The organism is Lysinibacillus sp. FW301-JW8, assembly GCF_058788755.1.
This window is the reverse complement of record NZ_JBYTBB010000029.1, coordinates 1-25,508: the sequence shown is the minus strand read 5'-3', so window position 1 is coordinate 25,508 and position 25,508 is coordinate 1. Positions and strand designations below refer to the sequence as shown.

At 37.6% G+C, this 25,508-nt stretch carries 22 protein-coding genes and 1 riboswitch; of the genes, 8 read left to right on the top strand and 14 right to left on the bottom strand.

Annotated elements, in window-relative coordinates; genetic code table 11:
- Positions 1 to 109: 109 nt before the first annotated feature.
- Together AC3WOM_RS13140 and AC3WOM_RS13135 are read right to left on the bottom strand one after the other, a co-directional pair.
- Positions 110 to 1,618 (bottom strand): alanine/glycine:cation symporter family protein, encoded by a 1,509-nt coding sequence (locus tag AC3WOM_RS13140; RefSeq protein WP_492447211.1) that lies wholly within the window; start codon positions 1,616 to 1,618, stop codon positions 110 to 112.
- A gap of 114 nt (positions 1,619 to 1,732) precedes the next feature.
- The gene (locus tag AC3WOM_RS13135) at positions 1,733 to 2,539 is read right to left on the bottom strand and encodes an alpha/beta hydrolase (protein WP_427547937.1); all 807 of its coding nucleotides are present in this window, start codon (positions 2,537 to 2,539) and stop codon (positions 1,733 to 1,735) included.
- Between the two features lie 135 nt (positions 2,540 to 2,674).
- Here AC3WOM_RS13135 and AC3WOM_RS13130 point away from each other — a divergent pair, with 135 nt between their 5' ends.
- On the top strand, positions 2,675 to 3,196 hold the full coding sequence (locus AC3WOM_RS13130; RefSeq protein WP_492447210.1) for a gamma carbonic anhydrase: 522 nt from the start codon (positions 2,675 to 2,677) through the stop codon (positions 3,194 to 3,196).
- A gap of 133 nt (positions 3,197 to 3,329) precedes the next feature.
- Here the strand turns inward: AC3WOM_RS13130 and metK are convergent, their stop codons facing one another.
- The gene (gene metK / locus AC3WOM_RS13125; RefSeq protein WP_492447209.1) at positions 3,330 to 4,523 is read right to left on the bottom strand and encodes a methionine adenosyltransferase; all 1,194 of its coding nucleotides are present in this window, start codon (positions 4,521 to 4,523) and stop codon (positions 3,330 to 3,332) included.
- 290 nt (positions 4,524 to 4,813) lie between these two features.
- Positions 4,814 to 4,932, bottom strand: a riboswitch (SAM riboswitch).
- A gap of 523 nt (positions 4,933 to 5,455) precedes the next feature.
- On the opposite strand from metK, the gene pckA reads away from it, so the two are divergent.
- Positions 5,456 to 7,042: a phosphoenolpyruvate carboxykinase (ATP) gene (gene pckA, locus AC3WOM_RS13120; RefSeq protein ID WP_427547932.1), complete on the top strand. Its 1,587-nt coding sequence runs from the start codon at positions 5,456 to 5,458 to the stop codon at positions 7,040 to 7,042.
- A 1,290-nt stretch (positions 7,043 to 8,332) separates the two neighbouring features.
- On the opposite strand, the gene AC3WOM_RS13115 is transcribed toward pckA, so the two are convergent.
- From AC3WOM_RS13115 to AC3WOM_RS13105, 3 genes are read right to left on the bottom strand one after another with little or no spacing between them, the layout of a single operon-like run.
- On the bottom strand, positions 8,333 to 9,109 hold the full coding sequence (locus AC3WOM_RS13115; protein ID WP_492447230.1) for an alpha/beta hydrolase family protein: 777 nt from the start codon (positions 9,107 to 9,109) through the stop codon (positions 8,333 to 8,335).
- Positions 9,093 to 9,557, bottom strand: a complete 465-nt coding sequence (locus AC3WOM_RS13110) for an NUDIX domain-containing protein (RefSeq protein ID WP_427547929.1) — start codon at positions 9,555 to 9,557, stop codon at positions 9,093 to 9,095. The genes AC3WOM_RS13115 and AC3WOM_RS13110 overlap by 17 nt, the downstream gene beginning before the upstream one ends.
- Positions 9,558 to 9,583: 26 nt before the next feature.
- Entirely contained in the window at positions 9,584 to 10,144 is a 561-nt protein-coding gene (locus tag AC3WOM_RS13105) for a helix-turn-helix domain-containing protein (protein WP_492447208.1), read from the bottom strand.
- 175 nt (positions 10,145 to 10,319) lie between these two features.
- On the opposite strand from AC3WOM_RS13105, the gene AC3WOM_RS13100 reads away from it, so the two are divergent.
- Together AC3WOM_RS13100 and AC3WOM_RS13095 are read left to right on the top strand one after the other, a co-directional pair.
- Positions 10,320 to 11,798 carry an L-lactate permease gene (locus AC3WOM_RS13100; RefSeq protein WP_492447207.1) on the top strand — a complete coding sequence of 493 codons (1,479 nt, stop codon included), beginning with the start codon at positions 10,320 to 10,322 and terminating at the stop codon, positions 11,796 to 11,798.
- Positions 11,799 to 11,886: 88 nt separating this feature from the next.
- Complete coding sequence (locus tag AC3WOM_RS13095) at positions 11,887 to 12,276, top strand: hypothetical protein (RefSeq protein ID WP_492447206.1); 390 nt, start codon at positions 11,887 to 11,889, stop codon at positions 12,274 to 12,276.
- Between the two features lie 87 nt (positions 12,277 to 12,363).
- Here AC3WOM_RS13095 and AC3WOM_RS13090 read toward each other — a convergent pair whose 3' ends face one another.
- The 8 genes from AC3WOM_RS13090 to AC3WOM_RS13055 all read right to left on the bottom strand — a co-directional run bounded on the left by AC3WOM_RS13090 (position 12,364) and on the right by AC3WOM_RS13055 (position 20,630).
- Entirely contained in the window at positions 12,364 to 13,287 is a 924-nt protein-coding gene (locus tag AC3WOM_RS13090) for an aminopeptidase (RefSeq protein ID WP_492447205.1), read from the bottom strand.
- 13 nt (positions 13,288 to 13,300) lie between these two features.
- Positions 13,301 to 14,062, bottom strand: coding sequence for an IclR family transcriptional regulator (locus AC3WOM_RS13085; RefSeq protein ID WP_492447204.1), 762 nt, complete (start codon positions 14,060 to 14,062; stop codon positions 13,301 to 13,303).
- A 341-nt stretch (positions 14,063 to 14,403) separates the two neighbouring features.
- Entirely contained in the window at positions 14,404 to 15,675 is a 1,272-nt protein-coding gene (locus AC3WOM_RS13080) for a M20 family metallopeptidase (RefSeq protein ID WP_492447203.1), read from the bottom strand.
- Positions 15,665 to 16,621, bottom strand: a complete 957-nt coding sequence (locus tag AC3WOM_RS13075) for a DUF1177 domain-containing protein (RefSeq protein WP_427547916.1) — start codon at positions 16,619 to 16,621, stop codon at positions 15,665 to 15,667. The genes AC3WOM_RS13080 and AC3WOM_RS13075 overlap by 11 nt, the downstream gene beginning before the upstream one ends.
- Before the next feature lie 165 nt (positions 16,622 to 16,786).
- Entirely contained in the window at positions 16,787 to 17,773 is a 987-nt protein-coding gene (locus AC3WOM_RS13070) for an ABC transporter ATP-binding protein (RefSeq protein WP_427547915.1), read from the bottom strand.
- Complete coding sequence (locus AC3WOM_RS13065) at positions 17,760 to 18,779, bottom strand: ABC transporter ATP-binding protein (protein ID WP_427547913.1); 1,020 nt, start codon at positions 18,777 to 18,779, stop codon at positions 17,760 to 17,762. The genes AC3WOM_RS13070 and AC3WOM_RS13065 overlap by 14 nt, the downstream gene beginning before the upstream one ends.
- Positions 18,780 to 18,798: 19 nt before the next feature.
- Complete coding sequence (locus AC3WOM_RS13060; protein ID WP_427547911.1) at positions 18,799 to 19,665, bottom strand: ABC transporter permease; 867 nt, start codon at positions 19,663 to 19,665, stop codon at positions 18,799 to 18,801.
- 2 nt (positions 19,666 to 19,667) lie between these two features.
- Positions 19,668 to 20,630: an ABC transporter permease gene (locus AC3WOM_RS13055; RefSeq protein ID WP_427547909.1), complete on the bottom strand. Its 963-nt coding sequence runs from the start codon at positions 20,628 to 20,630 to the stop codon at positions 19,668 to 19,670.
- A 219-nt stretch (positions 20,631 to 20,849) separates the two neighbouring features.
- On the opposite strand from AC3WOM_RS13055, the gene AC3WOM_RS13050 reads away from it, so the two are divergent.
- From AC3WOM_RS13050 to AC3WOM_RS13035, 4 genes are all read left to right on the top strand, one after another.
- A complete protein-coding gene (locus AC3WOM_RS13050) occupies positions 20,850 to 22,451 on the top strand; it encodes an ABC transporter substrate-binding protein (protein WP_492447202.1) in 1,602 nt (533 codons plus the stop codon).
- A 65-nt stretch (positions 22,452 to 22,516) separates the two neighbouring features.
- On the top strand, positions 22,517 to 23,578 hold the full coding sequence (locus tag AC3WOM_RS13045; protein WP_492447201.1) for an amidohydrolase family protein: 1,062 nt from the start codon (positions 22,517 to 22,519) through the stop codon (positions 23,576 to 23,578).
- The gene (locus AC3WOM_RS13040) at positions 23,575 to 24,717 is read left to right on the top strand and encodes an amidohydrolase (RefSeq protein ID WP_427547904.1); all 1,143 of its coding nucleotides are present in this window, start codon (positions 23,575 to 23,577) and stop codon (positions 24,715 to 24,717) included. The genes AC3WOM_RS13045 and AC3WOM_RS13040 overlap by 4 nt, the downstream gene beginning before the upstream one ends.
- A gap of 6 nt (positions 24,718 to 24,723) precedes the next feature.
- On the top strand, positions 24,724 to 25,395 hold the full coding sequence (locus AC3WOM_RS13035) for an AroM family protein (protein WP_427547902.1): 672 nt from the start codon (positions 24,724 to 24,726) through the stop codon (positions 25,393 to 25,395).
- Positions 25,396 to 25,508: the final 113 nt, after the last annotated feature.

The following is a 25,508-nucleotide window of genomic DNA, read 5'->3' as shown; positions in this document are numbered from 1 at the left end:
ATACTACATCGAATTCATGTCTTTTTATTTATCATTTATACAACCCTTTACATAAAAAAGCTATCAAATAGAAATGAAACATTTCTATTTAATAGCTTTCCTATATCAACTATTTATTTTGACGCTTTTCATTATAATCAACCCAGAAATCGGCACCTTTAATACCTAGTTTTCGAGGATCAAAAACAGGATCTTTTCCTTCTTTTTTCTGTTTCTCATAATCCTTCAATGCCACTATGGCAGGCTTCATAATGATTAAAATTGCTATAACGTTAATCCATACCATCAGCCCAAGTCCAACATCCCCCATTGCCCAAGCAAGGTCAGATGTACGAATTGTACCATAGAATGCAGCTATTAAAATTGCAAACTTCGCAATCCATATGAAGACTTTTTCAGTAGATCCAGAGAATAAATAAGCCACATTTGTTTCAGCAATATAGTAATATGCCATAATTGTCGTGAAAGCAAAGAAGAATAATGCAATCGCTACAAATGGACCACCGAATCCTGGTAACGAAGAATCTACAGCAAATTGTGTATATGCTGCACCTTCCTTAATACTTTTTGCAAATGTTAGTTGATCTTCTCCACTAAGACCATTTCTGTTAAATTCCCCCACGTGAATAAATGGATCAACGCCTTCTGCTGCCTTCTCATCCTGTACATTATACATGCCTGTAAATAAAATCATAAATGCTGTAGCTGAACAGATTAATAATGTATCAATGTACACGGATGCTGCTTGCACAATTCCCTGTTTTGCAGGGTGTGATACTTCTGCGGCTGCCGCTGGATGTGCACCAGTTCCTTGACCAGCTTCATTTGAATAAATTCCGCGCTTAACGCCCCAAGCAATTGCAGAGCCAATAATCCCACCAAAAATTTCTTGTGCACCAAATGCACTAGAAAAAATAAGAGCGAATACGGATGGTATTTCTGAAATATTCATCGCAATAATGATAATAGCCATAATAATATAAGCTAATGCCATAAATGGAACAATAATCTGTGCAGCATTCGCAATGGATTTAACCCCGCCAATAATAATTGCACCTAATAATACAACAATAATAAGACCTGTAATCCATGTTTGAATATTGAAAGCGTTTTCAACAGCAGTTGCAATTGCATTTGATTGAACACCCGGCATTAAGATTAACATGGCAATTAATGCTGCTATAGCGAAAATTACTGCGAACCATTTTTGCCCCATTCCTTTTTCTATATAAAAGGCAGGTCCACCCCGATATTCAGTATCTTTTTCCTCTTTATAAATTTGAGCTAAAGTCGATTCCACATAAGCAGTTGCTGCACCAATAAAGGCGATTGCCCACATCCAAAAAACTGCACCAGGTCCTCCCATACCGATGGCTGTAGCTGTACCAGCAATATTACCCGTACCTACTCGTCCAGATAATGCAATAGACATAGCTTGGAAAGATGAAATCCCCTTTTCCGATTTTTCACCTTTAAACATTAAAACAAACATGTCTTTAATGTGTCTTACCTGTAAGAACCGTGTAATGATTGAAAAAAACAGCCCAATTAACAAAATTCCGTAAATAAACCACGGTCCCCATAAAATGTCATTCAGTTTTCCAACTATTACTTCCATTTTACCCCTCCAATGTGAAAATTCTATTATAAGTCATTATAGTATTACAATTTTCAGAAAATTACAATATTATATTACACTAGCAATAAAATAGTAATTAGGAGAGGCCATACATCATTCGATGATATAGCCAATTCTACGAAGTGCGTTGTTGATAAAATCACGAATATAGACAAAAATCTCTTCCCGCTCTACTTCATGAAATAGATTATGGTAGCAATTCGCCCATTCTTTGAATTGAAACTCTGTAAATTCCTGCTGATGAAGCCAATTACGAGTCTGTTTAGTTTCCGTTATATTATCTTTTTCAGCTGTCATCACAAGCATAGGCATATTAGGGAATTCAGCCTTTGGTAATAATACTAAATTTCGCATCATTTGCTGCAGCTCTCGATACCATTTCACTGAAACAACTGTCATAAAAGGAATCTCATCCTTCATCTCTTCTCTACCTTCTACACTGCGAGTCAATTTCTCAAATGTAATTTCATGTGTTATTTTAACATTAGCTGTTAGAGCACTTAAACTTGTTAAAGCATTTGATAGTTTACCTGGTAACAACTTCAATTGAAGCCATGGTGAGGTTAAAATAATGCCTGCACATTCATATTTTTTCTTCTGCATAGTATGTAGTAATAATGTTGCACCAAGCCCATGTCCTATTAAAAACACTGGTAAGTTATACGAAAAAGCATTCTCCATTAAATGTCTTGTATACTTATTGTATTCTTTAATATCTTCATCATGGACACGCGAAAATCTTGCATTGACACCATGATTAGGTAAATCTCCCATGACTATGTGGAAGCCTTCCAATCTCAGTTTTTCTATTAGCCATGCATACCAGCGGTGATTTTCATATGCACCATGAAGAATAGCAACCACAGCCTTTGCTTGTCCATCAGCTTCCCATTTCCACATTTACATAGTCCTCCTAAAAAAATAATTACACATTGATTATAAGTGAAATATCTAACTTCATTAATTTTATATTTCCATCAAGTTGCGTATTTGATACGATAATATTACATCATAGAAAGAAAAGAGGCGATTCTCATGATCTATCCATTTAAAGGTAAAGCACCAAAGATCGATCCATCCGTTTTTATTGCTGATTATGCTACTGTTACTGGTGATGTTACAATAGGTGCAGAAACAACTATTTGGTTTAACACTGTTATTCGTGGTGATGTGTCACCAACTATTATTGGTGAACGAGTAAGTATTCAAGACCTTTGTTGCTTACACCAAAGCCCGAAATATCCACTGATTATTGAAGATGAAGTAACAGTGGGTCATCAGGTAACTTTACATAGCTGTACGATTCACAAAAATGCCTTAATAGGAATGGGTTCAATAATATTAGACGGAGCAGAGATTGGAGAGGGTGCATTCATAGGAGCTGGCAGTCTAGTACCTCCAGGTAAGGTCATTCCACCGAATAGCTTAGCATTAGGTCGTCCGGCTAAGGTTGTTCGTGAATTAAATGCTGAAGATAAAGAAGATATGGAACGTATCGTCCGTGAATATGCAGAAAAAGGACAATATTATAAATCTCTTCAAGCAAACAATAAATAAGCCAAGAAGCCCCATATGATTTCGGGGCTTCTTTTTTATATTTAGAAAAGGGCTTTGTAAATAAATTAGCCCTTCCTGATTAATACTTTAAAATAATTTACAATTTACTTTAACACTTTAGCGAGATAGCTTATTAACGTACTCTTTCTCTTAAAGCCTCGGCTTTATCTGTTTGCTCCCAAGGAACATTTAAGTCAGTACGACCGAAGTGTCCATATGCAGCAGTTTGCTTATAGATAGGGCGGCGTAAATCAAGCATTTTAATAATTCCTGCTGGTCGTAAATCAAATAGCTCACGTACCCACTCGACAATCTCACTTTCCTTCACTTTTCCAGTACCAAATGTATCAACAGCAATGGACACTGGCTGAGCAACGCCAATTGCATAAGCTAATTGTACCTCAGCACGTTCTGCTAAACCTGCTGCTACAATGTTTTTGGCTACATAACGTGCTGCATATGCTGCTGAACGGTCAACCTTTGTTGCATCCTTTCCAGAGAACGCACCACCGCCATGACGAGCATAGCCACCGTATGTATCCACGATGATTTTGCGTCCAGTTAGACCGGCATCACCTTTCGGACCACCAATAACAAAACGACCAGTCGGATTAATGAAATATTTAGTATTTGCATCTAGTAATTCACTTGGAACAACTGGTGCAATTACGAACTGTTTTAAATCTGCCTGAATTTGTTCAAGTGTTGCTTCTTCATCATGTTGTGTTGAAATGACGATCGTATCTACTCGTACTGGAATATTGTTTTCATCATATTCAATTGTCACTTGCGTTTTTCCATCAGGACGTAAATACGCTAATTCACCAGATTTACGCACTTCTGTTAAACGATGTGCTAATTTATGCGCTAGACTAATTGGTAATGGCATAAGCTCAGGCGTTTCGTTACATGCATAACCAAACATTAAGCCTTGGTCACCTGCACCAATCGCTTCAATGTCAGCGTCTGTCATAGAGCCTTCACGAGCCTCTAGTGCTTGGTCAACACCCTGTGCAATATCCGGTGATTGCTCACCAATAGCTACAAGCACTGCAAGATTTTCTGCATCAAAGCCATATTTCCCACGCGTATATCCAATTTCTGCTACAGTATCTCGGACAATACCTTTAATATCTACATAGGTAGAAGTTGTAATTTCTCCTGCTACTAATACTAATCCTGTTGTTACTGTTGTTTCACACGCTACACGTGCATTTGGATCTTCTGCTAAAATAGCATCTAATATGGCATCCGAAATTTGGTCACAAATTTTGTCTGGATGTCCTTCTGTCACGCTCTCTGATGTAAACAGTCGACGGTTTGTCATTTGGTTTTCCTCCTATTACTCTTCCAAAAAGTATTTGTGAATGAATACGGTACTCATTACCCATGTCAAGTCCGCTCCTAAGGATTGAACTCTCAAGCCGTTGTTGCTGTCGTTTCACTTTCGCCCAAATAAACAGCTGCTCTTTTAACACGAGGATTTCGAAAGATCCGTCATTATAATAAGGAAAGAACTACATATACTTACCTCTGTATTTGTTTTTAACAATAAAAAAAATCCTTTTCTCACGCTTACTAACATGAGGAAAGGAATAATGACTTCGTAACCTTTCACTCTTATCGTTCAAGGGGTTCCCCTTGCATCAGGTTGGCACCAACGCATGTCGTGAAATAAGTTCATGCAGGTTGCCGGGTTTCACAGGGCCTGACCCTCCACCAGCTCGGGATAAGAGTATCCGTTCAATATCTCATATTACGTAAAAGGTCGAACGTTGTCAAATATTTTTTGCTATTATTGTTAAGGTATGAGAGAAACTTTATGATTGGCATTTGGGTAAGGCTGTAAACTGTAGCAAAATAATCCCTATTACTACCTTATATCCTGTGTTAACATAAAGGTGATCTAGTATCTTCATACATATAGCATAATATTTGTTGCTCTGAAGCCAATCACCACTACATGCGGGAAGATGAAATCAGTTTTTGCTCCTTCCGAACTTGAGTTAACAACCTTCCATCTTGTGCGAACCTCATGTTAGTCAAAAGCCTTCAAAAGCTGTTATGCTCCGGTGAATGAATGATGACATCTCACATTACTAATTACTTTTTGTCGTTTTCTTGAAAAGTAATAAAATCTCAAAAATAATTTCTGAATTAGTATAGATTATTTAAGCAATTGTGTTATACTATTTTTGAAATTAAGAAATTCTCCCTCAAACTCAAGGGAATACTATAAAAAAGGATGGTATTTAATCGATGAATTCAGTAGAAATTGCAAACGAACTGAAGGAATTATTAAGCGGCGGTAACATTAATGTTCAACTTTCAGTACCACAATTAGCTGAAAAGGCTACATCTCGTGGTGAAGCTATGTTAACAGTAGATGGCGCAGTTCGTGCAGAAACTGGCAAATACACTGGTCGTTCACCTAAAGATAAATATACGGTAGAAGAAGAAAGCACAAAGGATAAAATTGACTGGGGGAAAGTAAACCAACCAATTTCTTCTGAAGTGTTCGATAACTTATATGTAAAAGTAGTAAAATACTTAAAAGAACGTGACGAATTATTTGTATTTAAGGGATTTGCTGGTGCCGATAAAGATTCACAGCTTAGCATCCAAGTCATCAATGAATATGCTTGGCACAATCTTTTTGCTCATCAATTATTTATCCGTCCAACAGAAGAAGAGTTAGCTTCTCATGTTGCTGACTTCACAGTAATCTCTGCTCCTAACTTTAAAGCAGACCCTGCTGTGGATGGTACAGCTTCTGAAACATTCATCATTGTATCTCTTGAAAAGAAAATCATCCTAATCGGCGGAACTGAATATGCTGGTGAAATCAAAAAATCAATTTTCGGTATTATGAACTACTTATTACCACAACAAGGCATCCTTTCTATGCACTGTTCAGCAAACGTTGGTGAAGCTGGAGATGTAGCATTATTCTTCGGTTTATCTGGTACTGGTAAAACGACTTTATCTGCTGACCCTGACCGCAAGCTTATCGGTGACGATGAACACGGTTGGTCTGATAATGGTGTATTCAACATTGAGGGCGGTTGCTATGCAAAAACAATTAACCTTTCTGCTGAGAAAGAACCAGAAATCTACAATGCAATCCGCTTTGGTTCAGTTCTAGAAAACGTAGCTGTTGATCCAGAAACTCGCGTTTGTGACTATGATGATGGTTCATTAACAGAAAATACACGTGTCGCATATCCAATCCAATATATTGATAATATTGTTGACCCATCTGTTGCAGGTCACCCAAAAACAATCATCTTCTTAACAGCTGATGCATTTGGCGTATTACCTCCAATCAGTAAATTAACAAAAGAGCAAGCAATGTACCACTTCCTAAGTGGCTTCACATCAAAGCTTGCTGGTACAGAGCGTGGTGTAACAGAGCCAGAACCAGTATTCTCTACTTGCTTCGGTTCTCCATTCCTTCCACTTCCAGCAACTGTCTATGCTGAGATGTTAGGTCAAAAAATTGACGAACATGGTGCGCAAGTATACTTAGTGAACACTGGTTGGACTGGTGGCGAATATGGCACTGGCAGTCGTATGAAGCTTTCTTACACTCGTACTATGGTACGTGCTGCAATCGAGGGCAAATTAGCTGGAGCTGAAACAATTCAAGATTCAGTATTTGGATTACATATTCCAACTGCTGTTGAAGGTGTACCGACAGAAGTGCTTAACCCTCGTGATGCATGGTCAGACAAAGCAGCTTATGATAAAAAAGCGGCTGAGCTTGCTGGTCTATTCAATGAAAACTTCAAGAAATTCTCTAACGTTTCTGAAGCTATCACTACACTTGGTGGTCCATTAAAATAATTGCTTAAAACAAAGGGAACGATTTTAGTCGTTCCCTTTTCATGTTGTTGAAATACTATTATGTCAATGAAATCAAGGTGACAAATTAAAAAGTATAGCCCTTTTTCAAAACGAGGGGTTGATCTCCGTTCCGACTGAGTGCTTTGTTGCTGTCGCTTCGCTTTCGCACAGAGCAAAGCTTCCTGGGGGCGTCCGATGAGCCGCTTGGGGCAACAGATGTTTTTTGCGCGAAAGCGAAGCGGCAGCAGCAGGAGGTTGGTCACGAAGGCGTTGTCACAGGACGTGATGCTTTTAGCCTTCGTTCCCCTAATATGCTCGCTCCAGGGTCTCATCTGTGACGCTGAATCCCCGAGGAGTCACTCAGTCTACACTCCAATCAACCACTGCTCATCGTATTTTCTTCTGGCATTTTACACAAATGTATAGTGATAAATTGAGGTCTTAGCCATCACTATATTGCTAAAAACGGGGTTTGGGTAACATTCCCCTATTCAAAAGCGGTGTAGCAATAAGTGGCTTTATGTATAGTTACAAAGAGTTTTATGTACAAAATGTAGGTTGACAGCTATAGAATTGTCCCACTATTCTATCCATTTAATGAGTGTGAGTAATATGCTACTTTTGAGGTAAGAAAATAATTAAAGTTCTACACTATTGCTGATTGGAGTGTAAGGCTACTCGACTCCCATGGGATAGCGAGACAGACGAGACCCTGATGCCAACACGATGTTGGTCACGAAGGCGTTGTTGCTGTCGCTACGCTTTCGCACAGATAAATTGTCACAGGACGTGACGCACTTAGCCTTCGTTCCCTCAGCGCAGGAAGCGGCTCGTCGCTCGCCCACAGGAAGCCTTGCTCTGCGCGAAAGCGAAGCGTCAGCGGCAAAGCGAGTAGCCTGGAACGGAAATCACCTTCATTTTGACTAAATATTCACAAAGAGTCCCTTGACTATTTAATTTTTCAACACTATGCAAAGAGAACGATTTTAGTCGTTCCTTTTTTCTTTTTACTTTTTACGAACTTTGTATCGCTGCTTAGGACTACTTGAAGAGCTAACTATGCAGGTAGTGAAGCTAATGCTACCAAACAAGTATTAGAGCAGTAACATATTTTTCCCCTTTCATGCTAGTTAAGGTGTACTGAAGAAGATATTTTAGTTGGAAAGTGGAGTAGAAATGACTGCTGGAGATGATTGTTAGGGGAATATCCAATCTTTTAGAAAAATGGTAAGTAATTATTTCCCACCATATCCTCGTTAAAAATCACTGTTCGAGGAATGGCGGGTCCAATTACTGACGTTTCATCCATTCGCAAAGAGCATGAACGGTCTCACGATTTTTTGCTGGTGGATATTGATGTGCGTAATGACGATCATACCATGTTTCATAAGTTTTGTTGGCATCCTGCAAATAAAATTCTAATTGTCTGGCATGCTCAATATCTACATTTTCATCTTGATATCCATGAATAATAAGCACTGGAGCTGTAATATGCTCTATTTCAAATAATGGTGTTCGCGCGTCATAAGCCTCTGGTACACGATTAGGCGTTCCTCCAATAACTCGCTTCATCATTCGGCGCATATCAGTCCGCTCCCAATAAGTAGCAGTTGCATCCGAAACTCCTGCCCATGTTACAACAGAAGTAATATCTCTACGTAATATCGCTGTCCAAAGTGCCATAATACCACCGCGTGAAAAGCCAAAGACATGAATATGATCATTGCAATATCGCTTTAACACATCTACTGCGTATACAGCATCATATCGATCAGCTCCTGCAAACTCATCTCGCCCCTCACCACCTCGATTACCTCGATAATACGGTGCAAATACGATAAAGCCCTGTGCTGCAAATTGTGCGACACGCGAAGGTCTAACCATACCAATGCTCTGCATGCCACCACGTAAATATAAAAAACCATCATATGTACCTTCTGCTTTTGGCTCAGCCAACAAACCCTTCACACGTAGCCCCAGAGAAATATAAGTAATTTCGGTTAATCGAATAGCTGGATTTGGTGAAGGATAGGCACGCTTTTCAACGATGTCACCATTGATCATAATGTTTCAACTCCTCCAGCATTTTTTGCATGCCTTCATCCTTCATATGAAAGCTTAAATTTGGATGATTCGCAAATTCATCATCTGTTAACCAAGTCATCCCTGATGTCTCTAAATCAAACTCGATGTCCTCCTGCCCTGCATATTGAGCAGTAAAAACCGTTTTACAAAATAACACTTCATCATGAACGGCATATTCTGCAAACCACTTCAAATTTTTCACATGTACACCTGTTTCCTCAAACACTTCTCGAATTGCTGCCTCTTCCAAGGTTTCTCCAGGCTCTTGCTTTCCTCCTGGAACCTCTACTCCACGTTTTTTATGAATCGTACATAGCCATTTGTTATCATATTTTATAAAAACAAGAACATGTTTAGGTTCAACTGTAAATTCTCCTCTTGTAAAACTTAAATCCACACGTAAACCATTTAAATCTATAAATGAGAACATTCTTTTCAGCTCCTTTATTTGCCCTTTTATTTCATACTTTGAGTCGAATCGATTACTAAAAAATATTGGCATTCTTCAGCAGTTAGATTTATAAATCTATGCTCTGTATCTGCCTCAAAAAAGAAAGAATCTCCCTCCTGTAATTCTTCAATAATTGAGTCATTCCCTAATTCGACTCGTAATGTCCCCTTTTGAATATAAATAAACTCTTTAACGCCTCTTTTATGTGCTGGAAAGACACCTGATTCTTTATTTGCAGGCACTATATTCAAAATAAACTCAATTCCTCTAGAAGGAAACGAAGGAGACAATAAATGACGCTGGAATCCTGAATTTTCATCCCTATAAACTAGTCGTTCCTTCTTTCTAATGACAATCGTATCCCTTTTTTCCTGCTGATCTAATAATGCAGATAGCGTTGTATTTAATGCCTCAGCGATTTGACAGGCAACTTGAATGGTAGGATTTTTTTCTTCCCTTTCTATTTGAGATAGCATAGAGGCACTTACTTTACTAAGAGCGGACAGATCGTGTAATGTCATTTTTTTTTGCTTTCGTATGTTATTTACTTGTTTTCCAAATCCCATATTTCACACTCCTTTTCTCGCAATTTTTTTTTGGAGATACAGTTATTTTTACTATAGTGTAATTATGCTATTACAATCAACAATAATCGCTAATATTTTACTCTTTAATATTTACACTATAAGGAAAATATAATACACTATAGTATAAATAAACTTGTCATTAGGAGTGATTTATTTGATAAAGGTTATCTTTGCACTTTTACCGTTAATCAGTATATTATTAATGCTTTTCGTTTTAAAAAAATCTTCAATTTTTACAGGGAGTACAGCAATACTTATAACAGCAGCCATTGCCATTTCTCCAATTTATCAAACTAGCACAGATGTATTATCAATTCCTTTTATTAAAAGCTTTTTAACGACATCATTGGTTGCCTATATTTTATTCTTTGGAATTTTTTTGTTTCATTTAATGGAGAAAGCAGGAGCAATACAGAAAATTGCCTCCTTCATTTCAACTTCAACTAATGATCGTGTCTATCAGGTTTTAATTCTTGCCTTTGGGCTATCGCCTTTAATAGAGGCTGTAAGCGGGTTTGGTTTAGCTATTATTGTGATAGCACCCATTTTGATAGCTTTAGGTTTCCATCCTTTACAATCAGCTCTTATTGCATTAATCAGTCTTTGTATTATTCCATGGGGAACTTTAGCAATGGGGACAATTATCGGAGCAACTTTAGCCGATATTCCATTAGCCTTATTAGGAATAGTAAGTGCATTGATGTGCATTCCTATTTACATATATTTTTCTTTTTTAGTAGTTTTTATAGGGGCGGGTAAGCAAGCTGTAAAAGAGAAATTTCTCAGCATTCTCTTTATTGGCTTATTATTAGGAGTTTCCGTCTTTATCTGCAATTTATATGGTAGTGTAGAGCTTGCAGGTATTTTCGGCTCATTAGCTGTCATCGCTGCAAGCTTTTGGATGATGAAAAGAAATAATAAAAAGCCTTTTGTAGAAACACCAAAAGAATTAATCAAAAATCTTTCACCTTATTTACTGCTCATTATCCTGTTATTCATTTCAAGAATGATACTGCCGCTAAAAAGTTTTTTATCAGCTTGGACTATAACGAGCCCAACTTATAATTATCAGTTTTCGCCTCTCTATGCACCAGGCTTTTTTCTCATTATCGTATGTATTTATAGTATTGCTATCTTTCATATCAATCGCATAGCTATTCTAGATAGCATCAATTTAACGATCAAAAAATGCTCTCCTGTTATACTAACTACATTTTTGTATATTGTTGTGTCTGAAATGATGTCGCAATCTGGAATGATAAATGTGTTATCTGTGGCTGCCGCACAAGCCTTTGGATATTATTTTGTACTATTGACCCCAGTCATTGGAGCAATAGGAGGCTTTCTAACGGGTAGTAACACTGCTTCTAATACAATGTTTATTCGATTGCAGACTGCAACAGCGCAACAAATTGGCATTTCTCCACTATTGGCTGCAAGTGCTCAAAATGTGAGCTCGTCTCTGATGACAATGGTTAATCCTTCAAGGGTTGCCCTTAGTTGTTCAGTTTGTCAAATTGGTGAATGGGAAAATAATATTCAAAAGAAATTGGCACTTGTTGGGGCTGGGACTCTTTTACTGATAGTCCTTGAAATTGCCATAATAGTTGTTTTCAAATTAAATCTTCATTAAAGATAAATGAGGAAGCACCCTCTTTTTTTAAAGGATTCCGTAACTTTTTGGGATGATAAATGTCAAATAAATAAGGAGGGAGACATTAGTGAAAAAAATAAAATTCATTTATCTATTTATTTTTTCCTTATTCGTATTAATTGGCTGTGCTGATAATCATAAAGAAATTAACGTTTCTGTAAGTAAAAATCCTGATGCACAGGAAGTATTGTCATTAGATCGTAATGCGGATATATTTCAATGGGATGATGTCATTTATAAAACAGATATTGATTGGATTAATGATCTTCAGTTAACTGAAAATTCTAAGATTGGAATAATTGAAACTAACTCTTCGAATGCAGCAGAATTTAAAAATGGAACAGCTAACAAATTATCTGTGGGCACTGAAATTTTTACAGTGAAAGAACGAAATGATGTGTTCATGGTGAAAGATAATGGAGAAATTAAATTTTATTATTTAATAGTAGAAGGTTAATAGGAATATTTGATATTTCATAAAAAAAGCGTATTCGAATTTAATTTGAATACGCCTTTGACCTGGTTGAAAACAACAGTATCATTACTAAATAACTTGTTTACCATCGAAATAGACGGTTGGATTTTTGACGACACAATCAATATGGACGTCTGCCGCATTTGCTCCACCAAATGGGACATTACTGCCAAATGCAATATGAATGGTGCCAAATACCTTTTCATCCTCAAGGACATTCCCGCATAATATAGCACTTTTGTTTGCACCAATTCCAAACTCCGCAATTATACGACCGTTGCCATCCCCTAATAATTCAAGTAATTTTGGGCCATCTGAGCCAATCGCATCCTCTAGGCGACCATTACGAAGCTTTAGCAATAATGGTTCTTTCAACACACCAATATTGGCAATAGAGCCATCGACTAAAATTTCACCATTTGCCGAAGTTTCAATCGGAGCAATGTAGGATTCACCTGAAGGAATATTACCATATTCTCCAGAATTACGTACAATACCTGTTGAACGAATACCTGAACGATTTTCTACGCTAAACGTCAGCTTATATCCATCTTTTACAATTTGAACATCTTTTGCAGTGTTGAGTAGATTGACATAGCTTTCTACAAGTATTTCTATTTCATTTGCATCAGCATGAAGTGCTCCTTGCTCAAGCATTGCGAATGTAACACCTGGCATTGTGGCAACTCGTCCACCATTTTCACACGCCTTTTTACGAGCCATTGTATGCGTGAGAGAATGGGAGGTAATGCATAAAGTAACATCTACATGAGACATCAGTGATGATATAGCGTTCACTGGTTCCTGCCCAGATTTCTTCAATAATGGCATCACAACTAACATTGTGTTTTCCGTTATGGTTAAACCTGCCTGATGGAAAATTTCAGCGATCTCTTGTTTGTGAATATCCGTTAAAATCATCAGTGTTTCTGAGGATTGAACATTTAAATTATTTTTTAAGATATTCAGTGCAATCTCCTGTAAATGTTGCATGTATTTTTTCTCCTTAATTAAAATTCAAATGATACCTACGTATAATATTTTCAACATCTTGTCTCGCTTGTGTTAGCGGTTCCAAAACTTCTGAAATACGTTGCTCTGTAAAACGGTAAGTAGGGCCTGATACAGTGACTGAACCTACCACCTCTTCTTCACTATTAAATACAGGCATTGCAAGCGCCAGTACATCTGCAGTATATTCACCTTTACTGACAGCATAGCCGCATTCTCGTATTTTTACGAGCTCATCTCGAATTTCACTAGCATCTGTCATAGTATTGTTTGTGTAGGAGATTAATGGCACATCAATAACTTTCGAAACTTGCTCATCATTGAGGAAAGCAAGCATTGAACGGTAGGAGGCCCCTACATAAAGTGGTGTTCTACTTCCTCTAGATACTGTAAATTTCACCTTATTGACAGGCTCTGCCTTCAGCAGTGTTAACGCCTCTAGCCCATTTAAAACTGTAAAAATAGCAGTTTCACCTGTTGAATCCTTTAATTTTTCAAGAATAGGCATGCAAAGTTGATCAATGTTTAAAGAATCATACATATTCATTCCAATTTCCCATATGGCAATGCCCAGTGAATATTTCTTAGTAATAGGATCTTTCGTAATAAATCCGTTATTCTCAAATGTTTCAAGAATACGATATAAATTTGTATGATTCATATTCATTGCCATTGCTAGCTCACGTCCACCCCATATAGGCTTTTCCTTCGTAAACATCTTTAACACGGCAATAGATAAATTTAAGGTTTTTAGCATCTCTCTCATCCTTTTGATCTATTTATCTGGCATTAACGGGCAGCCCTAGAAAGTTAGGTGAGGAATTAACTGCCCGAAAAGCCTGATTCGTAAAGTTTAATCTGTAGGGTTGAGGAAAACCCTCACTGATTAGAACTTCACTTTATCTTGTACAAAAGATTACCTATACGGTTACTTCAATAAGGGGGAATTATCGAGATATGTATGGCAACCGTTTGTACAAGATCGATTTAACTTTAATCAGTGGAGGATGAAATTTAGGCTAGAAATGATTTGTCCTGCACGTCATCCCCCACCGATTAAAGCTTCATATTTTCAAAAGTAAGAGAGGTTGCTCCCTCTTACTTTTGATGTAAAAAATCTATGACAGCCGTAATATACACTTTTGCACAACGTACGATATCCTCTACACGCACTTTTTCATTATAGCCATGAATGCTTGGCAAGTAAGCCGGACCATATTGCAGCACTGGAATATTATATTGTCTGAAATGACGAGCATCACTACTTGCCCATTGCATCACACCATACGCCTCTTTCCCAGTAACAAACGAGATATTATCTACGATTGCTTGGCATACATGGTTTTCAGCTGATGTATAGTTAGCCACACTTTTAAATCCAAAACGTTTTATTGAATAGTCAATATTCAATGCATCTAATTTACTTTCCAATATAGCAGTGACTTCTTCTTGTGTAATGCCAAATGGTAAGCGGCAATCTATTTGTACTTTACAATAATCTGGAATAACGTTGGACTTCGTACCTCCCTCAATTGTACCAATATTTACAGTAATTTTCTCTAATACTTCTTGATATTTCAAACGATCTTTTTCCACTTCTCGCATGTATTTCTTAGATACTTCAATTAGGGACTGTACTTCCTCTGGAATAGTAATCTCTAAATCCCATAATGTACGGATTTCATTTATTGCTGCAATCGCATCTACAATGGCATTTCTTCCTGCTAATGGTGACAGGCTTCCATGACCAGGTTCCCCACGAACCTCTAATTCAAACCAGTATGAACCTTTTTGACCAATCGTAGGATTTAATGGTGATGAAGGCTCCGCAATTAAACAGCCATCACCCTTTACTAGATTCCTTTCTAATAGCCATGGGACTCCGTATTCCCCACCTGTTTCTTCATCAGGTACGATTGCTAAAGTCAGTTTTCCTGGTAGTTCAATATTCAATTTCTTCAGCATTTTAGTTGCAAAAATAATTCCTGCCAATCCGGCTTTCATATCACTTGCTCCACGACCAAGCATCCATCCGTCCTTTACTTCTCCTGAAAATGGATCAAAATCCCACTTAGCTAGATCGCCAACAGGAACAACATCTGTATGACCGCAATAGACTAGTTCTTTACCTTCTGCATTTCCAATAGAAGCTACTAAATTAAACATTTTATCCGCAGATTCATATTTTTCATATGGAATATTTATGTTATTTAAATAATCTTCTATAAAAGTTGTTATTTCCGTTGTATCTCCAGGTGGATTAACGCTCGGAATTTGAATTAGTTTTGAACATAATTCAATCAACTCATCTTTATTGTTTTCAACTTCTTCAATTAGTTGTAACTTGAGTGCGTGTAAATCATTGTTCATGAGCAGGTTCCTCATTTCCTTTTGTTTGTAAATGATTCATGCTTCCATATAAAATTTCGATAAGTGCAAATTGCTTTTCATCAAAGAATGAGCATTTTTTAGCACCATAAACCTTAGCTACTTCTAAGACAAATCGAACAACATTTTCTACATCTGTTACATGTGTGGCACCTGTTGCACAGCCCGCCACCACAGATTCTGTTGTAATGGCAACGCCTACAACCGGGCTTGTCGTGGCAACAGCTGGTTGTAAAATACTATTAATATGGAATAAACCATTTCCATATGGTGTAATATCTTGCGTAGTAATTGGCATGACAACAGGAGAAATTCCTGCAGATTGAGTATACACATGTAGTAAGTCATCACTAACCTTTAAAATATAGCCTTCTTTAACGGTTGGTGTGATGGCAAACCCCTTATGGTTACATATTTGATTACCTTTTGTTGTATCAATCGATAATATAGCATCCATCGTTTCATCAACTTCATTTTCATTCATAACACTAATATCTACTGGCGAGTTCATAAACGGTACTGGCTCGTGTGGTAACGTTGGGGCTGTTGGACAAATATGTGTTGTAAAAATAACGTCCCCCTCTAGCTGGTCGCCCTTTAATGCCATATCAATTGTTTTCGCTGCACTTGCCATACAGGCTAGTGCACCATCACCATCAGAAACGAAGCCTGTCATTTCTGGGCGTGCTCCAATTCCACCTAAACGTCCAATAATACCTAAAGTTGGGGCGTTTCCACCTGATGATTTACCGTTTTTCCCCTTGACCAAAACTCTTACAAAATCAGTGGAGCCATTGTCACCCTTAATCGTTTTTACAGTAACATCTGCAGAAGGGTCAATATTGTGTAAGTAACCTTTAACAACCTCCCCATTTACATAGATACTATCCATTAATTCGTATAATTCAATAACATGTTTCAATGACATATTCTTGCGCTCCTTTTTATTACCTCACAACATTTGATAGAGCTTCGTGAAATCGTTAGATAGACGTTTACCCAAGCTGCTAATAAAAGAATGTCTAATGAGGCTTTTTTTCATGTTGTATTTACTTAGTTATAACCAAGCTAATTTAATCTTTGCTATCTCTTACTAATTGGCATTATATAAATGACAAGAGACCTGATGTGTTGCAGTAACTGTATCTAGAGTAGGCTGAATTTGTGAACATTTTTCTGTCGCAAATCGGCAACGTTTATGAAATGCACAGCCGCTCGGTGGATTAACTGGACTTGGAACGTCTCCAGATAAAATAATGCGCTCCTTGTTATCAAAGGGATTATCCTTTGGAATAGCTGATAATAAAGCCTGTGTATATGGATGTTGAGGATTTCCATATATCTCTTCATATGTGCCAATTTCTACTATTTTCCCTAAGTACATAACGGCAATCCGATCACACATATAATTAACAACATTTAAATCATGTGAAATGAAAATATAGGTTAGCCCAAATTCCTTCTGTAAATCTTTCAATAAATTAATAACCTGTGCTTGTACAGATACATCCAATGCTGAAACTGGCTCATCACAAACGACAATATCTGGATTTAATGCAAGTGCACGAGCAATATTAATGCGCTGCCTTTGTCCACCTGAAAATTCATGTGGATGTCGCTTAGCATGATAAGCACTTAAACCAACTGTTTCTAGCAAATCAATCACACGTTTTTTGCGTGAGGCATCATCTCCAATACGGTGAATGGCAAGTGGCTCAGCAATTAAATATTCAATTGTTTTTCTAGGATCCAATGAAGCATATGGATTCTGAAATACCATTTGTATGGATTTACGAGCAGAACGAATATCCTTTGTATTTAAATTTGCTAAATTTGTTCCATTAAACTCTACTATTCCTTCTGTTGGGGTAATTAATTGATTAATAAGTCGTGCGACCGTTGATTTACCACAGCCAGATTCTCCAACAATGCCTAATGTCTCACCTTTATATAATTCAAAGCTTACACCATCCACCGCTTTTACAAATTGAGTTGTCTTTTTAAAAGGAATAGAACTTTTAATAGGGAAATGCTTTTTCAAATTGCTTACTTTCAGTACTAGCTCTCTATTCTGCTGCATTAAAAATTCCCTCCTTACGTTCTACAATTTGCTCTTTCGATTGCAGATGGCAAGCCACAAAATGGTTTTCTCGTACTTCTACTAATTCTGGTGCTTTACTATGGCAGATATCTGTTGCCATTGGACAACGAGAAGAAAAATGACAGCCACTGTGGGGCATCGTTAAATCAGGAGGACTTCCTGGAATCGCTGGTAGCCTGTTTTGCTCCTGTGTGCCCATCGTAATTTGTGATTCTAGTAATCCCCATGTATAGGGGTGCAGCGATTGCTCATATAGTTGCCTTGTTGTAGTGGATTCTACTGTACGTCCTGCATACATCACATTTACCTTGTCACAAAGTTCCCATACAACACCTAAATCATGCGTAATCATAATAATAGCTGTATCATGCTCCTGCTGTAGCTTTTTCATCAAATCGAGAATCTGTGCCTGCACGGTTACATCTAGTGCCGTTGTTGGCTCATCTGCAATTAGCAGCTTAGGATTGCATGCTAGTGCAATGGCAATCATAACCCGTTGTCTCATACCACCTGAAAATTCATGAGGATACATTTTTAGGCGTTTTTCAGGCTCTGGAATCCCTACCATTTTTAACATATCAACAGCTTTTTCATTGGCTTCTTTTTTTGATAAGCTTTCATGGGCACGAATAACCTCGATAATCTGATTGCCCACTGTAAGAACTGGGTTTAAGCTTGTAATGGGATCCTGGAAAATCATCGACATTTCATTGCCTCGCACATTGCGCATTTCCTTTTCTGATATTCCTAGTAATTCGCGTCCATTAAAATGAATTTTCCCATTTGTAATTTTTCCTGGCGGAGAAGGAATTAAACGCATTAATGCTGTAGCAGTAACACTTTTACCCGAACCTGATTCTCCTACAATTCCAAGTGTTTCTTTTTTATTCAATTGTAAATTTACGCCGTTTACAGCTTTCATCGTAGAGCCGCCACTTTTAAATTCAACTGTTAAATTTTCAACATCTAGTAAACATTCAGTCATGATGCCACCCCCTTCCCTATCAAACTTTCATTTTTGGATCTAGTGCGTCACGTAATCCATCGCCTAATAGATTAATGCCAAGCACTGTCAGTAAAATACATATCCCAGAAAATGTTGCCATTTGAGGATTCAACACTAGAAAATCTTTACCATCCTTCAGAATACTGCCCCACGAAGCAGTAGGCGGTTGTATACCTAATCCCAAAAAGCTAAGAGCTGCCTCAGATATGATTGCCCCAGCCGTACTCATTGTGCCGTAGACAATTAATGGTGCAAGACAGTTCGGTAAAATATGACTAAAAATAATACGTGCATGTGTAGCACCTAAAGAATGAGTTACTTCGATAAACTCCTCCTCTTTTACACTTAACACTTGACCGCGCACCAATCTTGCAAACCCTGGTATATTGGCAATACCAATGGCTACGATAACATTTACTAATCCTTGACCTAGCACTGTCATTAATGTAATAGCTAATAAAATGAATGGAAAAGCAAACAGACCATCCATTGTACGCATAATGATAGAGTCTAAACGGCCGCCAAAATACCCTGCAACTAATCCAAGTAAAGTGCCGAATACTGCCCCAAAGAGTACAGCAGCAATACCAACAATCATTGAAATGCGTGTACCATACACTAAACGACTAAACAAATCTCGACCATAGTTATCTGTACCAAGTAAATGCCCATCTGTATTCATCGGTAAAAATGATTTACCAACAGTCATTTCATTTGGTGGATGGGTTGCGATTAACGGAGCAAAAATGGCTACAATCGTCATCAGTGCTACAATTATTAAGCCAATTGTTGCTAATTTATTTTTTAACAATTTTCGTAATAATGTATTTTGCTTTTTGTTGTTATTTACAATTGCTTGTGCCATCGTTACTTTTTCCCCCCATCCGATTCAAGATTTACTTTTGGATTTACTACTTTATATAAAACATCCACGATTAAGTTAATAAGGACAAAGATGAAGGCAATAAAAATGACTGTTCCCTGTACAACGACAAAGTCACGCTTATCAATAGCATCTACAATAAGTCGCCCCATACCTGGCCAACTAAAAATCGTTTCAGTTAATACAGCACCGCCAAGTAAATTAGAAATTTGCATGCCTAGTACAGTTAAAATGGGTGTTAATGCATTTTTAAACGCATGTTTTCCGATAACTAAATATTCTTTAATGCCTTTTGAACGTGCAGTTTTAATATAGTCCTGTGAAATAACCTCCAGCATACTCGATCGTGTAATACGAGCAAATGTCGCCATCGGTATAGTAGCTAAAGCAAATGCTGGTAAAATTAAATGTTTTATATATGCCCAAAGTCCATCATCTAAATTTCCCATCCCCGTAGCAGGTAGCCAGCCGAGATTGACGCTAAAGAATAACACTAGCATGATCCCTAGCCAAAAGATTGGCATAGAGACACCCACTAAGGATATAAGCATTACAACATAATCTATCATTGTATTTTGTTTTCTTGCTGCTAATATTCCAGCGGGAATCCCAATAACTACTGCAATTAGTAACGCTGCCAGAGCTAATATCACTGTATTCGGAAATCTTTCTATAATGAGCCCAATGACAGATTCACTATAAGAATATGAATAACCCAGATTAAGTTGCGCTAGGTCCGCTACATAGGAAATAAATTGTGATGGAATCGATTTATTTAACCCTAACTCTTCCCTTAAATTCTCTACATCTTCCACACTTGCTTGAGGACCTAACATAACAGATGCCGGATCACCTGGAATCATTCTCGTAATAATAAATACGATGATTCCAACTACTAGCAGTGTCGGGATAAGGTTTATTAACCTTTTTAAAATAAATGACCCCATTTTCCAAGACCTCCTTTTCATTATTAGAATCAGTGGTTCATATTGTGAATAACTCAATACTACACCTAGTGATAATTATTTGTAAATATATTTTTTTCTGAATTTTTATAATTTTTTATTTACTTTCTATTTACAAATGTGCTACTTTTATTTCGAACCCTACCATTTTTTGAATCAACGGTTCATATTGTGAAACAAAATACAAGGAGGCTAGCATGTATGAAGAAAATAAACGTCAAAAAATCTGTACTACTACTGTTTTTAACTTTAATGATTGGGATTTTAGCAGCCTGTGGTGGTAACTCTGATAAGAAGAGTACATCAGAAGAAAAAGAAGGCGAAGCTACATCAGGTGGAACATTAAATATCGGTCTTTCAGCAAATTCAAAAACTTTTGATCCCATTAAATACACTGGGGTTTACGAATCACAGGTAATGCGTCAAATGGGTGACACTTTAGTTGTTTATAACAAAGATTTATCAGATATCATTCCTTCCTTAGCTACGGAATGGAATGTATCAGACGATATGTTAGTTTATACATTCAAGTTACGTGAGGGAGTAAAGTTCCAAAAAGGGAAATATCAAGACGGTCGTGATATGACTGCAGAGGACGTAAAATATTCTTTAGAGCGATCTGCAAAAGAATCTGCAATGAATCGACTAAGCGGCGTAACAGAGGTAAAGGTAATTTCTGAGAATGAGGTTGAAATTCATTTAGCATCTCCAAATGCTGCTTTACTTGCAATGTTAACAGACGCAGGTAATATCATTATTCCAAAAGAAGAGGTTGAGGGCTGGGGAGACAATTTCTCTGAGCATTTCATCGGAACAGGTCCATTCCAATTAACTGAATGGAAAAAAGACCAAGAAGTAAAGCTAGTACGTAATGAAGGTTACTGGGGTGAAAAACCTAATCTTGATAATTTAACAATGAAATTTATTTCTGATCAAAACATGATGTCAAATGCATTACGTTCAGGTGATATTGATATCGCAATGGATGTAAAAGGTCAAAATCGTGAAATTATTAACCAAGACAGCAATTTTGAGCTTTTAACAAATCCTGGCTTATCTATTGTCTATCTTGACCTTAATAACAAGGTAGGTCCAACGGCAGATAAGCGAGTACGTGAAGCTATCTACAAGGCTACAAATGTAGAAGAAATTATCACTGGTGTTAACCAATGGGGTGGTGGCGACGTTTCTTATTTACCTCTACCTCCAGGTTCATGGGGCTATGATAAAGGTTTGATTGACTTAGTACCAAAGTACAATCCTGAGGAAGCTAAAAAATTATTAGCTGAAGCTGGATATCCAGATGGCTTTAAAACAGAGATTTTTGTTTCTGAGGCACGTGTTCCTTACGCAACTATTTTCCAAAGCCAATTAAAGAAAAACTTAAACATTGATGTAGATATTAAGGTTCTTGAATGGGGAACTTACAGTGATACAGTTGCTAAAGGGAAAGCATCCATGAATATTGGTGGCTGGACGTGGTATCCAGATCCATACTTCTTCCTATACCAATTGTTCCACACAAATCAAATTGGTGCTTTAGGTAATGGTAAAGGCTATAGCAATCCAGAGGTTGATAAATTATTAGAACGTGCAGTATCGGAAACGGTTGTCCAAGAAGAACGTGCAAAATTATATCAAGAAGCTTTGAAACTAATTTTAGCTGATGTTCCTCGTATTGAATTAGAGGCTACACAAACGGTAGCTGGTGTGAATAAAAAGGTAAAAGGCTTTGAGGTTTCAGCAGATAACTCTGTGCAAATCGTACATCCTAATGGTACAAACGTTTCAATTTCAAAATAATTTAACATGAAAAGTGGAGATGATCAGTCTCCGCTTTTCTATTCATAAGAAAGGGAGCGCAGACGATGACTCGTTATACGAATGGTCTTGTTTTCAATTCTGAGACTCGTAGTTTTGAAAAAAATAATTTTGAAGTACATGGACAATATTTCACACAATTAAGTACGGCTGAAACGGAAATTGATCTTCTTGGTTATTACATTACACCAGGTTTTATCGATAGTTGCTCACAAATCGGATTAGCCGAAATTGGCATACGCTGGGAGGGCGATGATAGCTTTGAGTTTGAATCACATCTACAATATTCAGTTATTGATGGCATCTATCCCTTTGATACAGCGTTTAAAAATGCCCTTTCACATGGGATAACTGCCTCTCATATTGTCCCCTCTCCTAAAAGCTTGGTTGGTGCAAAAACGGCTATCATACACCATACACCTTCAACTGTTGATGAAATGGTGATTAAAAAAGATTTCGGCTATTCCTTCTCAATTGGTCAAAATGCCAAAAGTACATTTTTTGCTGCGCAGAAAAAACCACTTACACGCATGGGAATTGCCAAAATTATGAGAGAAACACTCCAACAAATTCAAGAACAAGAGCCTCTGATTCGCAAAATTTTAGTTCGAGCACATAAAGCTGTCGATATTGAATTGATTGCCCGCCTTCAACAAGAGTTCTCTTTTGAATTTCATATAATTCACGGTACTGAAATTCCACTGCTAGAGGGAGCATCCTTTAATACGGTGATCGCAGGTCCTACCTTCCGTTACATTGAGCATAATGAAATGATGGCACTTTCACCAAAGTTATACTCACAATTGGCTTCTCGTGAAATTCCATTTGTCTTTTGTACAGACCACCCCGTAAGTAGCGCAACTCATCTAGCATTAGAAGCATGTTTAGCAGTTCGAGAGAAATTGCCTCGTCAGGATGCTCTCTATGCATTAACGACAGGTGCAGCAACCTTACTTGGAATAGAGCATCTAACTGGTTCCATTAAAGTTGGACTACTAGCTGACTTTGTTGTTTGGAATAAGCACCCATTAGATTTAGATGCAAAAGTGGTTGCTACTTTTATTAAAGGGAAAAAAGAATACTCATGGGAAGAGGGTATAACAATATGATCATTTTCCATAATGCAAAATTTTTAGCCGTTAATGAACAGAATGATACTTTTGAACAGCTATGGATAGATGATGGTCGCATTGTATATACAGGACTAGCCAAAGAAATCCCTGACAATGCTGAAAAAATTGATTTACAGGGAGCATTTGTTACACCAGGTTTAATCGATATTCATGCACATGTTGGTACATGGGCAGAGGTTACGGAGGATATTAACGATGCCAATGAATATAGTGAACCCTTCACTCCCCTTATGCATGCTTTAGATAGTGTGGATATTCGACACTTCTCGTTTCAGCATGCTCTAGAAGGTGGTGTCACGACTGTTCAAACAGGTCCAGGAAGTGCCAATGTCATCGGCGGTATTTGGAGTATTTTAAAAACCGCGGGACCAACACTTGCTTCAAGGGTTCTTGTTGAGCGCAGTGGATTAAAGGGGGCATTAGGTGAAAATCCTAAAAACGTATTTGGCAATCAATATAAGCGTAAGCCTATGACGCGTATGGCCATTGCTCAATTGTTACGTGATGGTTTTCAACGTGCCACTCGCTTAAGTGAAGAAGAAAAATCGGAGCATGTAAAGCATAATTTAGAGCTGCGACCTTTTATCGAGGTGCTACGAGGAGAAATGCCACTACGCCTTCACTGTCATCGAGCAGATGATATTATGACAGCGATTCGTATTGCAAAGGAATTTAATGTTCAGCTACATCTAGAGCATTGTACAGAGGGACATATGATTGTTGAAGCTGTAAAAGCTAGTGGATTTAATGCAACCGTAGGACCCTATATGCTTACACCATCAAAATATGAAACTCGCAATTCAACACCAGCAATCGCAAAAATTTTTAAAGAACATACTATTCCATTTGCTATTATGACTGATCATCCATTTGTACCAATTCAATATTTGAAGTATTGTGCCTCTGAAGCTATTCGCTATGGATTGGATGAAGAAACAGCATTAAAAAGTATCACCATTCATGCAGCTAAGCTTGTCCAGCTCGATCATCGAATTGGCTCTTTAGAAGTTGGAAAAGATGCAGATTTTGTAGTATGGTCTCATCCAATTTTTGAAACAGAAGCAAAAGTACTACAGACCTTTGTAAATGGTAAAAAATATTACGAAGCGGAGTGAAGAAAATTGGCGAAGTCAAAAATCGCAATAGTAACAATTGGTCAAGCACCTCGCAAGGATATGGCTACTGATATTCAACAATTAAAAGATGCAGGTTTACATGTAACGGAATTTGGTGTCCTCGATTTGCTGACTTCCTCAGAAATAGCAGCACTTGCCCCTGCTAGAGAGGATTCAGATGTTCTAGTTACTCTACTTGCTACAGGGGAACAGGTAAAACTTAGTAAAAAGAAGCTGATGCCTTTTATCCAAAAACGGATTTATGAGCTTCAGGATTTTACTTGGATATTACTCATGTGCACAGGCGATTTCACAAACTCCTTAAGTGGTAAAAATCTATTGCTACCTGATCGTATGATGACCTATTTAGTCAAAGGCATGAATGCTGATTTAACGCTTGGTTTAATAGGGCCTGAGCCTGAGCAGCAAATGACTGTAGCAGAAAAATGGCAGAAGGCTCAATTTAATGTGACCTTCGCTGCCAGCTCCCCCTATCGCTTTAATGAACAGGATCTATTATTAAAGGCTAATGAATTGCAATTACATGGAGCTGAATTACTTATCTTAGATTGCATGGGCTACTCAACTGCCATGAAAAATACCCTAAAAGACAAGCTTACAATCCCTGTTGTTGTACCAAGAGAAGCTGTTTTTACTATTTTAAAAGCCATATGTTAAGTAAAAAAGAGGGTCACTCAATTCAGTGACCCTCTACATAGTGTTGAAAAACTAAATGGTCAAGGGACTCTTTGTGAACACTACTAAGTCAAATGAAGGTGATTTCCGTTCCA

Coding starts and splice junctions, on each gene's coding strand:
- AC3WOM_RS13140 (WP_492447211.1), bottom strand. CDS start 1,618: ATGGAAGTAATAGTTGGAAAACTGAATGACATTTTATGGGGACCGTGG.
- AC3WOM_RS13135 (WP_427547937.1), bottom strand. CDS start 2,539: ATGTGGAAATGGGAAGCTGATGGACAAGCAAAGGCTGTGGTTGCTATT.
- AC3WOM_RS13130 (WP_492447210.1), top strand. CDS start 2,675: ATGATCTATCCATTTAAAGGTAAAGCACCAAAGATCGATCCATCCGTT.
- metK (WP_492447209.1), bottom strand. CDS start 4,523: ATGACAAACCGTCGACTGTTTACATCAGAGAGCGTGACAGAAGGACAT.
- pckA (WP_427547932.1), top strand. CDS start 5,456: ATGAATTCAGTAGAAATTGCAAACGAACTGAAGGAATTATTAAGCGGC.
- AC3WOM_RS13110 (WP_427547929.1), bottom strand. CDS start 9,557: ATGTTCTCATTTATAGATTTAAATGGTTTACGTGTGGATTTAAGTTTT.
- AC3WOM_RS13105 (WP_492447208.1), bottom strand. CDS start 10,144: ATGGGATTTGGAAAACAAGTAAATAACATACGAAAGCAAAAAAAAATG.
- AC3WOM_RS13090 (WP_492447205.1), bottom strand. CDS start 13,287: ATGCAACATTTACAGGAGATTGCACTGAATATCTTAAAAAATAATTTA.
- AC3WOM_RS13085 (WP_492447204.1), bottom strand. CDS start 14,062: ATGCTAAAAACCTTAAATTTATCTATTGCCGTGTTAAAGATGTTTACG.
- AC3WOM_RS13080 (WP_492447203.1), bottom strand. CDS start 15,675: ATGAACAATGATTTACACGCACTCAAGTTACAACTAATTGAAGAAGTT.
- AC3WOM_RS13075 (WP_427547916.1), bottom strand. CDS start 16,621: ATGTCATTGAAACATGTTATTGAATTATACGAATTAATGGATAGTATC.
- AC3WOM_RS13070 (WP_427547915.1), bottom strand. CDS start 17,773: ATGCAGCAGAATAGAGAGCTAGTACTGAAAGTAAGCAATTTGAAAAAG.
- AC3WOM_RS13065 (WP_427547913.1), bottom strand. CDS start 18,779: ATGACTGAATGTTTACTAGATGTTGAAAATTTAACAGTTGAATTTAAA.
- AC3WOM_RS13060 (WP_427547911.1), bottom strand. CDS start 19,665: ATGGCACAAGCAATTGTAAATAACAACAAAAAGCAAAATACATTATTA.
- AC3WOM_RS13055 (WP_427547909.1), bottom strand. CDS start 20,630: ATGGGGTCATTTATTTTAAAAAGGTTAATAAACCTTATCCCGACACTG.
- AC3WOM_RS13050 (WP_492447202.1), top strand. CDS start 20,850: ATGAAGAAAATAAACGTCAAAAAATCTGTACTACTACTGTTTTTAACT.
- AC3WOM_RS13045 (WP_492447201.1), top strand. CDS start 22,517: ATGACTCGTTATACGAATGGTCTTGTTTTCAATTCTGAGACTCGTAGT.
- AC3WOM_RS13040 (WP_427547904.1), top strand. CDS start 23,575: ATGATCATTTTCCATAATGCAAAATTTTTAGCCGTTAATGAACAGAAT.